At 65.8% G+C, this 12,844-nt stretch carries 14 protein-coding genes; 2 read left to right on the forward strand and 12 right to left on the reverse strand.

Features of this window, described 5'->3' with window-relative positions; translation table 11 throughout:
* The first annotated feature begins 29 nt into the window (after positions 1-29).
* Positions 30-536 (forward strand): NUDIX domain-containing protein, encoded by a 507-nt coding sequence (locus tag ACFQZZ_RS16840; RefSeq protein WP_378681836.1) that lies wholly within the window; start codon positions 30-32, stop codon positions 534-536.
* Between the two features lie 259 nt (positions 537-795).
* Here ACFQZZ_RS16840 and ACFQZZ_RS16845 read toward each other — a convergent pair whose 3' ends face one another.
* The 4 genes from ACFQZZ_RS16845 to ACFQZZ_RS16860 form a co-directional block, all read right to left on the reverse strand.
* Positions 796-1,476 (reverse strand): TIGR00266 family protein, encoded by a 681-nt coding sequence (locus ACFQZZ_RS16845; protein ID WP_378680946.1) that lies wholly within the window; start codon positions 1,474-1,476, stop codon positions 796-798.
* 70 nt (positions 1,477-1,546) lie between these two features.
* Positions 1,547-1,915, reverse strand: coding sequence for an arsenate reductase family protein (locus ACFQZZ_RS16850; RefSeq protein WP_378680949.1), 369 nt, complete (start codon positions 1,913-1,915; stop codon positions 1,547-1,549).
* An 18-nt stretch (positions 1,916-1,933) separates the two neighbouring features.
* Complete coding sequence (locus ACFQZZ_RS16855) at positions 1,934-2,425, reverse strand: hypothetical protein (protein ID WP_378680952.1); 492 nt, start codon at positions 2,423-2,425, stop codon at positions 1,934-1,936.
* Between the two features lie 30 nt (positions 2,426-2,455).
* Complete coding sequence (locus ACFQZZ_RS16860; protein WP_378680955.1) at positions 2,456-3,469, reverse strand: glycosyltransferase family 39 protein; 1,014 nt, start codon at positions 3,467-3,469, stop codon at positions 2,456-2,458.
* Positions 3,470-3,589: 120 nt separating this feature from the next.
* On the opposite strand from ACFQZZ_RS16860, the gene ACFQZZ_RS16865 reads away from it, so the two are divergent.
* On the forward strand, positions 3,590-4,093 hold the full coding sequence (locus tag ACFQZZ_RS16865) for a nitroreductase/quinone reductase family protein (RefSeq protein ID WP_378680958.1): 504 nt from the start codon (positions 3,590-3,592) through the stop codon (positions 4,091-4,093).
* 6 nt (positions 4,094-4,099) lie between these two features.
* On the opposite strand, the gene ACFQZZ_RS16870 is transcribed toward ACFQZZ_RS16865, so the two are convergent.
* From ACFQZZ_RS16870 to ACFQZZ_RS16905, 8 genes are all read right to left on the reverse strand, one after another.
* A complete protein-coding gene (locus ACFQZZ_RS16870; protein WP_378681839.1) occupies positions 4,100-5,386 on the reverse strand; it encodes an aspartate aminotransferase family protein in 1,287 nt (428 codons plus the stop codon).
* A 30-nt stretch (positions 5,387-5,416) separates the two neighbouring features.
* Entirely contained in the window at positions 5,417-6,559 is a 1,143-nt protein-coding gene (locus ACFQZZ_RS16875; protein WP_378680961.1) for an ABC transporter substrate-binding protein, read from the reverse strand.
* Positions 6,556-7,353, reverse strand: coding sequence for an ABC transporter permease (locus tag ACFQZZ_RS16880; protein WP_378680964.1), 798 nt, complete (start codon positions 7,351-7,353; stop codon positions 6,556-6,558). Before ACFQZZ_RS16880 ends, ACFQZZ_RS16875 begins: the two co-directional genes overlap by 4 nt.
* The gene (locus tag ACFQZZ_RS16885; RefSeq protein WP_378680967.1) at positions 7,350-8,363 is read right to left on the reverse strand and encodes an ABC transporter ATP-binding protein; all 1,014 of its coding nucleotides are present in this window, start codon (positions 8,361-8,363) and stop codon (positions 7,350-7,352) included. The genes ACFQZZ_RS16880 and ACFQZZ_RS16885 overlap by 4 nt, the downstream gene beginning before the upstream one ends.
* Positions 8,360-9,247 carry an ABC transporter permease gene (locus ACFQZZ_RS16890; protein ID WP_378680970.1) on the reverse strand — a complete coding sequence of 296 codons (888 nt, stop codon included), beginning with the start codon at positions 9,245-9,247 and terminating at the stop codon, positions 8,360-8,362. The genes ACFQZZ_RS16885 and ACFQZZ_RS16890 overlap by 4 nt, the downstream gene beginning before the upstream one ends.
* A 207-nt stretch (positions 9,248-9,454) precedes the next feature.
* On the reverse strand, positions 9,455-10,492 hold the full coding sequence (locus ACFQZZ_RS16895) for a TIGR03842 family LLM class F420-dependent oxidoreductase (protein ID WP_378680973.1): 1,038 nt from the start codon (positions 10,490-10,492) through the stop codon (positions 9,455-9,457).
* A gap of 47 nt (positions 10,493-10,539) precedes the next feature.
* Positions 10,540-11,961 carry a dihydropyrimidinase gene (gene hydA, locus ACFQZZ_RS16900; protein WP_378680976.1) on the reverse strand — a complete coding sequence of 474 codons (1,422 nt, stop codon included), beginning with the start codon at positions 11,959-11,961 and terminating at the stop codon, positions 10,540-10,542.
* A gap of 16 nt (positions 11,962-11,977) precedes the next feature.
* Complete coding sequence (locus ACFQZZ_RS16905) at positions 11,978-12,817, reverse strand: nitrilase-related carbon-nitrogen hydrolase (protein ID WP_378680979.1); 840 nt, start codon at positions 12,815-12,817, stop codon at positions 11,978-11,980.
* Positions 12,818-12,844: the final 27 nt, after the last annotated feature.

Below are 12,844 nucleotides of genomic sequence, written 5' to 3' on the forward strand. Positions count from 1 at the left end.
GACCGGTGTCAGCTCAACCGGACTCGGAGATGATCGCGGTCTACGACCAGGCAGGCCACGAGATCGGTGCGGCCGATCGCGCCACGGTCTACCGCGACGGAATATGGCACGCGAGTGCCGGTGTGCTGGTTCGCTCCGGTGACGGCGCGCACATCTATGTGCACCGCCGCACCGACACCAAAATGGTGTTCGCCGGAATGCACGATTGTCTGGCCGGAGGCGTCGTCGAGCCAGGCGAGACGCCCGCGCGGACCGCTGTCCGCGAACTTGCGGAGGAACTGGGCATCATGCTGCCCGAGGGCACGACCCTGCCGCTACTGCGCACGATCTCCTGGGACGGTGAATGGCAGGGTGAGCCGATGCGCTGTCACCTGTTCGCTTACGAATTGCGCTACGACGGGCCCATCCGGCACCAGCCCGAAGAGATTGCCGACGGCTGGTGGTGGACCGACACCGAACTTGCCGCCCACCTGGCCGACCCAACCTGGCCTTTCGTCCCCGACACTCGCATCCTCATCGAGGGTGTGCTCGGTTGATTCCCCAGGCGTCCCGGCGGCCGCAGGGACCCACGTCCAGTGGATCTCCACATCCGCCGGGATCCCGTCCGCGGACGACGCTGCCGCAGGTGGTCAGGCGGCGCTGCCGCTGAAGACATTCAAGAGCGAACTGAAGATCGTGGCGACAACTTCGAGCATTTCCATGTTTTTCCTAGCTTCGTGTGTTTCGAACATCGACGAAGCTGGAAGTCTCGGCTATCGAGATGTCCGGGAGGTAACCCGGTTGTGAAAAGCCCGCTCAGCTCGACGAGGCGACCGATGATGCCCACGCGGCGAATGCGCCGGGGTTGCGGGTCTGCAGCAGCACCCGGCCCGGTCCGACGAAATCGAAGACGAAGCCTTCGCCGGATTTCAGCGACTGGATCGACCGCCCGGAGACCGCGCGGCGGATGGTGAAGTTCATAGCGAGGTCGTAGGCCACCACATGTCCGGTGTCGATGGTGATCGGTTCGCCGGGCTGCAGATCGATGACATCGATCGCGCCGAAAACTCCGACCACGATTTCGCCGTCGCCGTGCGCGCGCAAGCCGAAGCCGCCTTCGCCGCCGAACAGGTTCGCGAAACCGCCCCACTTGCTTTCTACCTGCACGCCATGGGAATTCGCGATCCAACCACCGCGGCTGATGAAGAACGGCCGATCCGGCGTGATCTGCAGATTCAGCATGTCGCCCGGCAGCGCAGGCGCGACATCTACCCAACCACCTTGCGGCGGTGCGGTGAACGTGGAGATGAAGAACGATTCGCCCGCGAGCACCGAGCGCTTCAGCCCGGCCAGAATGCCGCCTTCGGCCTTGGCTTGCAACGTGACTCCCGCCGAATGCGCGACCATAGCGCCGCTTTCGACCCGCATCGGCTCGCCACCCGCGAGGAAGCACCGCGCAATGGTGGACGCGGGGTTATGGCGCAGTTGTACCTTCATATTCGCCGACCCTACCGCGTCCCGACGACAACGGTGGGCCGGCGATCACCGGCCTATCAGGGGTATGGAATCAGGGCAGCGACCGCAGTGTGGCGTCGTCCCGTGCGACCACTCCGCCACCATCAGCGGTGAGCACGATCGGGCGCTGGATCAGCGTCGGATTCGCGGCAAGCGCCTCGATCCAGCGGTCCCGGTCGCCCGCGCCGCGACCCCAACCGGACATGCCCAGATCCTTGGCGATCTGCTCGCCTAGGCGGGTGATGTCCCACGGCTCGGCGTCGAGGCGCCGCAACACCGCGCGCAGTTCCTCAGTCGTCGGCGGATCGTCGAGGTAGCGCCGGACGGTGTAGTCGACGCCTTCCTCATCAAGGAACGCGGCGGCATTACGGCTCTTGCTGCACCGCGGGTTATGCCAGATCTCGGTCTGCCCAGATGTCATATACGCACCCTAACGCCCTCACAGGTGCATCCAGACCGGCCACACCTGTGACCACGGGTGACGCAGGCCGGTACATTTCCAGATGGTGACGTTCTTGGTGTTGCCCTCGTAGCCGAACCTGCTCTCGACCTTGCCGACGGGTTCGATCCGGTCGAAGTCCCAGCGCAGGAAAGCGTCGTTGACGCCCACAGCGAGCACAACGCCCGCCGTGTCGGGCGGTATGCCGAAGTAGCCGTAGCCACGGCTCGGGCTGTAGATCTCGGGCAGCCGGTCACGGTCGAACTGATCCAATGCGCTCGCCTGCCAATAGGTGTCGGTCAGCACGATGGCGCTCGACTGCTCAGCGGGAGTCAGGGCGTCGTAGGCGTCGGTGACCGCCGTGGTCAGCTCGGGCCAGCCGAACTCGCCGTAGACGCCGATATTGATCATCGCCTCGGCTTCGTCGGCGGGCGGATCGATGTGGGCCGCGTCGCGCCACGGCGTCGAGAACAGCACGAAGGCCGTCGCCACCACGGCAAGCGCGACGCCGCCGCCAGCGAGTCAGCGGCGCGGCGCGGGATCCCGTCGCGTGACCAGTTCGGCAAGACCGACCGCGCCCGCCGCGAGCACGACGCCGCACATCCCGGCCACGTAATAGATCCGGCCGCCGATCACCAGGAAGATCGCGACCAGCAGCAAAAAGCTCACCCCGAGGAACCGGTAGGGCCGTAGCGAGACGTGCCGCAGCAGGGCCCACACGCCGTAGATCAGCAACACCGCGCCCAGATATCCCGCGGTGAGCAGAGCCAGTGGCACGAACATCACCCGCCCGCCGAGAATTCCCTGTTCGCCACTGATCACTGTGCCCATTTCCAGCTGCGGCCAGTCGTGCCGTGACTGCCAGATCAGCGTCGGCACCGTCGCGGCCACCACGATCGGCCCGCCGAGCCACAGCAGCGGCCGTCGCACCAACTCGCGCGGACCGAACACCAGCGCGCTCACCGCGACGGTGATCCAGAAGAACGGGATCAACCACTTCACCTGCATATCGACCGCGGTCACCAGGGCGGCGCACAGCAGCAGCCGGTCGCGGCGGGTGCGCACCCATCGCACCACCAGCCAGGTGATGATCACCCACAGCACGGTGTCGACGGCATTGGTGGTGAGCATCTTGCCCTGCAGCAAGAGGAACGGCGAGGTCGCGTACGCGACGGCGGCGAGCAGTTGCGCGCCGCGACCACCACCGAGCTCGCGGGCGATCAGCGCGCACAGCACGATCGCGAGCACAGTCAGCACGACCACCGGCAGCCGCAGCACGAAATAAGAGCCGGGAGCGACGGTGTCCATCAGCCGGGCCAGCATCGGCAACACCGGACCCTGATCTGCGTAACCGAAGGACAGCCGCCGTCCCGCCGCGAGGAAGTAGAGCTCGTCGCCGAAGTAGTCGTAGCGGCTGACGGAGAAGAGCAGGACCGCCGCCGACACCGCGGCGATGATGGCGATCCCTCTGCTCGCCAGTGGCGGCCGCTGATCGGGCGTGGCGTCGAGCTCCTGACGATCATCGGTGTCGGTCACGCCAGCTCCTGAAGGAGTTCCGAGTCGGACCCATCGAATGTAGCGGGAAACGGTCGTCGGATGGACTACCGGACGGGCCAGTCCGCTGCGCGCTGTCCGAACCGGTTCGATACTGGGATCATGAGCGACGAATCGAAGCCCGAAAATCCTTATGGCACACCGACCACAACCGGTCCGGAACCGATCCCTTCCTATCAAGGCGCGGTCAACAAACTCATTCGAACGCTGCTGCGGGTTCCAGGACTTTCACGCGCCGTCGGTAAGCGGCTTGCGACATTGCATGTCGTCGGGCGAAAGTCGGGCAAGGTCTACGACGTACCGGTGGCCTACACCCGGCACGACGGCGCGCTCCTGATCGGAACAGCGCTGCGACCGTGGGTCAAGAACCTGCAGTCCGGCGGGCCGATCGAGGTATCGCTCGGCGGTAAGCCGCAGTCGTTCGATCCAGTGGTCTATACCGCCGAGCCGGATGTGATGCGGCTGTTCGAGATCATCGCCGAGGACAACCGGGCCAATGCCAAGTTCAACGGCATCGGTTTCGCCGCCGACGGCACACCTGTGCGGGCCGATATCTATCAGACGTGGCAGCAGGGCGGGGTCGTGGTGGCATTGACCCCGCACTGACACCCGTCAGGCCGCTCCGACGTATTCGTCGGCCACCTCCAGTACCTCGTCCACGATCTCCAGGCCGGTACGAATCTCGTCCGCCGAGGTAGTGAGCGGTGGCGCGATCTGAAAGCGATTGCCCGCGTTGAACGGCCACAGTCCGCGGTCCTTCGCGGCGGCGGTCACCCGAGCCATCGGTTCGGCGGCGGCACCCGCCGCCGCGAACGGGATCAGCGGTTGCCTGGTGTGCGGATCGCGCACCAATTCGAGCGCCCAGAAGAAGCCGAGGCCGCGCACCTCGCCGACGCTCGGATGACGAGCGGCCAGCTCCGCCAAACCCTTTCCGAGCACATCCGCACCGACCGACCGCACATGGTCGAGAATGCCGTCACGCTCGAAGACACCGATCGAGGCGACCCCCGCCGCGCAGGCCAGCGGATGGCCCGCATAGGTGAGCCCGCCCGGATACACCCGGTCGTCATAGCGCTGCGCGATCCGTTCGGCGATGAGCACACCACCGAGCGGGACATAGCCGGAGTTCACGCCCTTGGCGAAGGTGATGAGGTCGGGTTCGACCCCGAAAGCCTGCACCGCGAACCACTCGCCGACCCGGCCGAAGCCGACCATCACCTCGTCGGCGATATAGACGATGCCGAATTCGTCGCACAGCGCGCGCACGCCGGGCAGATAGCCGGGCGGCGGCACCAGCACACCGTTGGTGCCGACCACTGTTTCCAGGATCAGGCCCGCGATGTTCTGCGGGCCTTCCAGCTCGATCACCTGACGCAGATGGCTCAGCGCGGCGGCGGTCTCCTCCTCGGGAGTGCTTGTGTCCCAAGGTGATCGGTACGGATACGGCCCGAAGAACCGCACCACGTCGACATTTGTCGGCTCCGCTCCCCAGCGCCGCGGCTCACCGGTCAGGCCGATCGCGACGCCGGTGCCGCCGTGGTAGGAGCGGTAGGCGGCAAGCATTTTGGTGCGGCCGGTAAAGCTGCGGGCCAGCCGCACCGCGTGCTCGACCGCCTCCGCGCCGCCGGTGGTGAACAGCACCCGGTTGAGGTCACCGGGTGCGCGTTCGACGATCAACCCGGCCAGCTCGCTGCGCGCTTCGTTGCCGACCGTCGGTGAGATGGTGGCCAGCTTCTGTGCCTGCGCGATAATCGCGGCGACCATATCCGGATGCTGGTGGCCGATATTCACATTCACCAACTGGGAGGAGAAGTCGAGATATCGCTTGCCCGAGTCGTCCCAGAACCACGAGCCCGACGCGCCGGTGATCGGCGTCGGATTCGCTCCGCCCTGTGCCATCCACGGGTAGAAGACGTGATCAGTAGTCAACTATTTACCGCCTTCGGTCAACGTCACCTGGCTCGGCGCGAAACTCGCTCCGGTGACATCGATGCCACCGGACTTCAGTAGATCCAGTGCCTTGACAACGTACTCGTTGGTATAAGCGCTGGCGTCGGGATCCTTCTTCAGGACGGTGGCGCCCTCTTGGTTGCGGGTTTCCTTGGCGATCTCCACCGTTCGGTCCCACGCGGCCTGATCGATGAGCCCGACACCGGCCGGTGACGGCCAGATCAGTTTGTTCACCTCGTTGACCTGCCACTGCTGATGCGTCGCACCCAGCGTGCTGCCCGCGGCGACGGTGATGTCGCGGCACTTGTCGACATTGTCACGGCAGAATGCCCAGCCCTTCAGCGAAGCCGCGATGAACTTCACCGTCTGGTCCTGGTACTTGGGATCCTTCAGCTTTTCGGTGTTCGCCCAGATCGCGTCCTGGAGCATGGCGACGCCCTCGTCGTTCCAGTCGATGGTGGCGAAATCATCTGCGGTGTAGAGCTTTCCGGTTGCCGGGTTCTTGGTCTCCAGCAGCTGTGCGTATTCGTTGTAGGACATCGCCTGTGCGGCATTGATGTCCTTGGCGAGGAAGGCGTTCATATCGAACTGCTGCTGGACCAGCTTCACATCCTTGGCCGGGTCGATGCCTGCCTTGGTCATGCCGGCGAACAGTTCGAATTCATTGCCGTAGCCCCAGTTCCCGACGGTCTTGCCGCGCAGCGCGGCCGGTCCGGCGATGTTGTCGGACTTGAAGGAGACCTGTTTGGTACCCGAACGCTGGAAGACCTGCGCGACATCGGTGATGCCCGCACCGGCCTCGCGCGAGGCCAACGCCTTCGGTACCCAGGCGATGGCGTAGTCGGCCTGGCCCTGGGCGAGCACGGTCTGCGGCACGATATCGGTGCCGCCGTCGAGGATGTCGACCGATAGGCCCTGCTCCTTGTAGAAGCCCTGATCGACCGCCGCGAGGTAGCCTGCGAACTGCCCCTGCTTGAACCACTGCAGTTGCAGGCGGACCTTCGTCAGTCCGTCCGATGTGGTCGTGGAGGCGTTCTCGGTGGTGCTACAGCCGGTCAGCGCCGCGGCGGCCAACGCTGCCAGCGCCAGACAGGCGCGCAATCGCTTGGGGGTGCTTGTCATTTCGCTCTCCAAAAGGTGTTGCGGGGTCGTCGGGTGAGTTGTTCGAGGAGTAAGACCGCGGCCAGGAAGATCAGACCGACGAGCATGGCGCCCGCCACATAGGCCCAGGCCCTCGGATAGGCCGTATTGGCTGCGGCAGAGGTGATCCGGCTGCCGAGCCCGTTCTGCAGACCACCGAAGTATTCGGCGATGATGGCGGCGATCACCGCGCCCGGTGCGGCGATGCGCAGTCCGGTGAACAGGTAGGGCAGGGCTGCGGGCAGCCGGACGGTGCGGGTGATTTGCCAACCGCCCGCCGCGTAGGAGGTCATCAGATCCGATTGGACCTGTGGGACTTGGCGGAGTCCGCGTGCGGTGCTGACGAACATCGGGAAGAACACCACGATGGTGACAACGATGCGGCGCGGTGTGTCGGTGGTGGTCGAGTACATCGAATTGAGCAGCGGCGCGAGTGCGACGATCGGCACCGCGGCCGCTGCGGCAGCCAGCGGCGTGAGCAGCCCGTCGACCAGGCGGAAGCGTACGGCCAGCATCGCGGCGGCGATGCCGAGCACCGCACCGAGCAGCAATCCGATGAGTGCGTTCTTCCCCGTCGCGCTCGCGGCGTCGACGATTCGTCCGAAGTTGTCGGTGAATTCCTGCGCGATCGCGGTCGGCGCGGGCAGCAGGAACGAGGGAACGCCCGCGGCGACGGTCAACAGCTGCCAGAGCGCGAGCCCACCAACACCGAATACCAACGGCGGCAGCACCGTCCGCAGTGGTGGCGCACTGCGCGCCGACAGCGCCGCTTTCATCGGACGTCCCGTCCAGCCACCGCGGCATCCTCGTTGTGACCCTCGCGCAGCGCCGCGCGCACCGCCGCAACCGCATCGAAGAACGCCGTGCTGGAACGCACATCGTCTCCTGCGGTGGCGATGTCGCGGCCCCAGCCGTCGGTCGCGACAATGTCGGTGATGCGGCCCGGCCGCGGCGACATGACCACCACCCGGTCCGAGAGGAACACCGCCTCCGGAATCGAGTGCGTCACGAAAACCACTGCCGCACCGGTCTCTCCGGCGATCCGCAGTAGCTCACCCTGCATCCGTTCGCGGGTCATCTCGTCGAGCGCGCCGAACGGTTCGTCCATCAGCAGCAGCGACGGTTTGCGTGCCAGCGCCCGCGCGATCGCCACCCGTTGCTGCATACCGCCCGAAAGCTCGGCGGGATAGCGGCGCGCGAAATCGGTCAGCCCGGCCATTTCCAGCAGTTCGGCACTGCGGGCCCGGCGCTCGGCCTTCGGCACCTTGTGCAGTTCCATCGGCAGTTCGACATTCGCCTGCACTGTGCGCCAATCCAGCAACCCGGCCTGCTGGAACGCGATGCCGTAATCCTGGTCGATCCTGGCCTGCCGCGCGGTCTTGCCGTGCACCGCGACGATGCCACTGCTGGGCTGCTCGAGATCCGCGATAATCCGCAGCAGCGTCGACTTGCCGCAGCCGGAAGGGCCGATCAGCGACACGAATTCGCCGGCGGCAACGGTGAGCGACACATCCGACAGCGCCGTGACGGCACCGCTGGCGAAGATCTTGCCGACGTGTCCGAGCGAGACGGCCGCCACTGCGTCGGCGGCCACTTCCATTTCAACATCAGCCTCCGAACCCCCTTCGGTATCCGACCCGATAGCGCCATCCACGGCGGCCGACCGATCGACAGCTGTGCTCTGTGCCCCGGCCTCGGCCGCGCCGTTCTCCGGCAGCGCGACATCCGGCACAGCTTCCGGCGAGGTCGCACCGTCCGCGGCTCCCTGGTCTGCCTTGGCGATCAACGGGTACCTCCTGAAGAGCTGCGCGCCCCTACCGGGCGGCTGTAGCGACGTAGAACGAATTCGGCGAGGCCGACCACCGCGGTGACCGCGACGCCGAGTAGAGCCGCGGCCAGGACGGCCGCGTACAGCCGGGATGCGTCACCGGTGGCCTGCTGGGCGAAGACGATGATCTGACGGCCGATGCCGCCCGCGGTTCCGGTAGAGATCTCCGCGACGACGGCGCCGATCACCGACGCCGACGCGGCCAACCGCAGTGCGGGCAGAAAGTGCGGCACCGCGGCCGGAAACCGTAAATGCACCAGCGTCTTCCACCAACTCGCCGAGTAGCTGTGCAGCAATTCCACCGAGGCCTTCGACGGCGCTTGCAGACCACGCAGCATGCCGACCGCGACCGGGAAGAAGGCGAGATAGGCGGCAATGACGGCGATGCTCATCCAGGGCCGCCACGGCTCCCCCGCGATAACGATCTTGCCGCCCCAACCCGCGACCAGCGGAGCCAAGGCGATCAGCGGAACCGTCTGCGAGACAATGATGTACGGCAGCAGCCCGCGCTCGACAAACGCGAAGCGCTGCATCAACACGGCCAACGCCACCCCGACCACAGTGCCGATCAGCAACGCGAGCAGCGCCAGTTCGAAGGTGAATCCCGCTGTCCGCAACAGAGTTCCACCGACGGTGCCGCTCCCGTCCTGCTGACCGAGCACCGTGATCACCGACCACACATGCGGCAGCGCGGCATCACTGGTGCGCGGCAGTATCCGCTGATCGCCGATGCTCACCCCGCGTTCCGGCACCGCGAATTTCACCAGTTCCCACAGGCCGACCACCAGCACCAGCACGCCGATCGCGTACCAGACCCGCCGCGCCCGCCATGCCGTACTCATCGCACACCTGCCGATACCGTCAACGGGTGGACACCCCGCTGCGTTCGCTCACATATCGCGTCCGAAAGGACGGGCGGCCCCTGTCGCACGGTCTTCATCGCTCACCCACCGACACTCTCGCCGGTTGCGCCGCACGCTCGGCGAGCTTGCGCCGAACCAGCTCCAAGCACGCTGCCGCGAGTGCCACGGCAGCGGCTGCCTGGGCGATCACTCGGCCGCCGCCGTCGCGGTGACCGGGTGGGCGATACGCGGAATGACCGACTCGCCGTACGCCTCCAGCGTCGCGGTCTTCGCGTCGTGCTGCAGATAGACCGCGAACTGGTCGACGCCGAGCTTTTCGAGTTCGTGCAATCGGGCAACCTGGTCGTCGGGTGTGCCGATCAGGCAGAAGCGATCCACGATGGCATCCGGCACGAAATCGGCATGGGTGTTGCCTGCCCTGCCGTGCTGGTTGTAGTCGTAGCCCTGCCTGCCCGCGATGTACTCGGTCAGTGCGGCCGGAATATCGCTGCCGGTCCCGTATTTCGTGACGATGTCCGCCACATGGTTGCCGACCATGCCACCGAACCAGCGACACTGCTCGCGAGCATGGGCGGTCGCGGCTTCGGAGCCGTCGGTGACATAAGCCGGTGCGGCCACACAGATTTTCACCGCGCCGGGATCACGGCCCGCCCGCTCCGCCGCCGCTCGCACCCGGGCGATGGTCCATGCGGTGATGTCCGGATCGGCCAGCTGCAGGATGAATCCGTCGGCGACCTCGCCGGTCAGGTCGAGTGCGCGCGGACCGTAGCCCGCAACCCAGACCTCGAGCTGCGAGGCGCCCGCCCACGGGAAGCGCACCACGGTGTCACCGATGCGGGCGCTGCGACCATTGCCGAGTTCCCTGATCACCGCGATGGATTCCCGCAGTGTGGCCAGGGTGGTCGGCTTACCGCCGAGCGTCCGCACCGCCGAATCGCCGCGGCCGATGCCGCAGACGGTGCGGTTGCCGAACATGTCGTTCAGGGTGGCGAAGGTCGACGCGGTCACCGTCCAGTCCCTGGTCGCCGGATTGGTCACCATGGGCCCGACGACCACTTTGCGGGTGGCGGCGAGGATCTGGCTGTAGATGACGTACGGCTCCTGCCACAGCAGGTGTGAGTCGAAAGTCCACACGTGCGAGAAGCCGTGCGTCTCGGCCTGTCTGGCCAGCTCCACCACCCGCGAGGCCGGGGGCGTGCATTGCAGCACCACGCCGATGTCCATGCGGCACTCTCCGTTTCGAATCAGGTGCGTCGTGGTCGGGACGCGCGTCAGATCAGGTTTTGCGACAGCTCGCGGGTAATGAACCGGCCGTGGCCCTTGCTACCCAGATATTCGCCACGGTCGACGACCACCCGGCCGCGCGAGAGCACCGTGTCGACATGGCCGTCGATCTCGAAGCCCTCCCAGGCCGAGTGATCCATGTTCATGTGATGGGTCTTGCCGACACCGATGCTGGTATGGCCGTTCGGGTCGTAGATCACGATGTCGGCGTCGGCGCCCGGACTGATGACGCCCTTGCGGGGGTACATGCCGAACATGCGGGCCGGCGTGGTGCAACAGACCTCGACCCAGCGTTCCAGCGAGATCGAGCCGTTCTGCACCCCCTGGAACATCAGATCCATCCGGTGTTCCACACCGCCGATCCCATTGGGAATCTTGCTGAAATCTCCGACGCCGAGCTCTTTCTGATCCTTCATGCAGAAGGGGCAGTGGTCGGTGCTGACGGAGGTGACAGCGCCGGTGCGGATATACCGCCACAGCTCGTCCTGATGCCCTTCGGCCCTAGACCGCAGCGGCGTCGAGCACACCCATTTGGCGCCCTCGAACCCCGGTGCGCCCAACTGCTCTTCGAGCGAGAGGTACAGGTACTGCGGACAGGTTTCGCCGAAGACGTTCTGCCCATTGCCCCGTGCGGCGACGATCTGTTCCATCGCCTGCTTGGCCGATACGTGCACGACGTACAACGGCGCACCGGTCAACTGTGCCAGCATGATGGCGCGATGGGTGGCCTCTTCCTCCATCTGCCACGGACGCGTGACACCGTGGAAGTACGGCGAGGTCTCGCCGCGGGCGAGCGCCTGTTCGACGAGCACGTCGATGGCAATCCCGTTCTCCGCGTGCATCATCAGCAGCGCACCGAGATCACCCGCCGCCTGCATGGCGCGCAGGATCTGGCCGTCGGTGGAGTAGAAGACGCCGGGGTAGGCCATGAACAGTTTGAAACTGGTGACGCCCTCGGCCACCAATTCGCTCATGCCCTTGAGGGATTCGTCGTTCACCTCGCCGATGATCTGGTGGAACCCATAGTCGACGGCGCACTGCCCCGCGGCCTTCTCATGCCAGGCGCCGAGGGTGTCCTGCACCCGCTCCCCCGGCTTCTGCACCGCGAAGTCGACGATTGTGGTGGTACCGCCCCAGGCCGCGGCCCTGGTGCCGGTCTCGAAGGTGTCGGATGCCTCGGTGCCGCCGAAGGGCAGCTGCATGTGCGTATGCCCGTCCACGCCACCGGGAATCACGTATTTGCCGGTGGCGTCGATGACGACGTCCGCGGATTGCGTGAGGTCCGCGCCGAGCGCGGTGGCGCCGGGCTGCAGGACGGCGACGATGGTTTCGCCATCCACCAGCACGTCGAGCAATTGCGATCCGGTGGCCGAGACGACCGTGCCGCCGTGAATGAAGGTCTTTGTCATGTCAGTGTCACCGGCCTCATGGTGCTACCAGCGGTCCGTAGGCGTCGGGGCGGCGGTCGCGGTAGAAGGCCCACCGGTCGCGCACCGTCTTGATCAGGTCCATGTCGAGATCGCGAATGACCAGTTCGGGGGCAGTGTCGGAAGCGACGTCACCGACGAACTTGCCCTCGGGGTCCACGAAGTAGCTGGTCCCGTAGAAGTCGTCCGCGCCGTACTCGGCCTCGATACCCACCCGGTTGATGGCGCCGATGTAGTACTCGTTGGCGACGGCCGAGGCAGGCTGCTCCAATTTCCACAGATAACCCGAAAGGCCCCGCGAGGTGGCCGACGGATTGAACACGATCTCGGCGCCCGCCAGACCGAGCGCGCGCCAGCCCTCCGGAAAATGCCGGTCGTAACAGATGTAGACGCCGACCTTGCCGACGGCGGTATCGAAAACCGGCCAGCCCAGGTTTCCCGGACGGAAGTAGAACTTCTCCCAGAAGCCGTTGACGTGCGGGATGTGATGCTTGCGGTACTTGCCGAGGTAGCTGCCGTCGGCGTCGATCACCGCCGCGGTGTTGTAGAGCAGTCCCGGCTGTTCCTGCTCATACACCGGCAGCACCATGACGAGGCCCAATTCCTTGGCCAGGGCGGCGAAGCGCTCCGTGGTCGGACCAGGCACCGATTCCGCATAGTCATAGAACTTCGCGTCCTGTAACTGGCAGAAGTACGGGCCGTAGAACAACTCCTGGAAGCAGATCACCTTCGCGCCTTGCGCGGCGGCCTGACGTGCATAGTCCTCGTGCACTTTGATCATGGACTCTTTGTCGCCCGTCCAGTTCGTCTGGACGAGCGCCGCTCGAACGATTCCCATGCTTTGTTATACTTCACTCTGATCCAA

It is taken from the genome of Nocardia sp. GCM10030253, assembly GCF_042675075.1.
In the GTDB taxonomy this organism is placed as follows: Bacteria; Actinomycetota; Actinomycetes; order Mycobacteriales; family Mycobacteriaceae; genus Nocardia.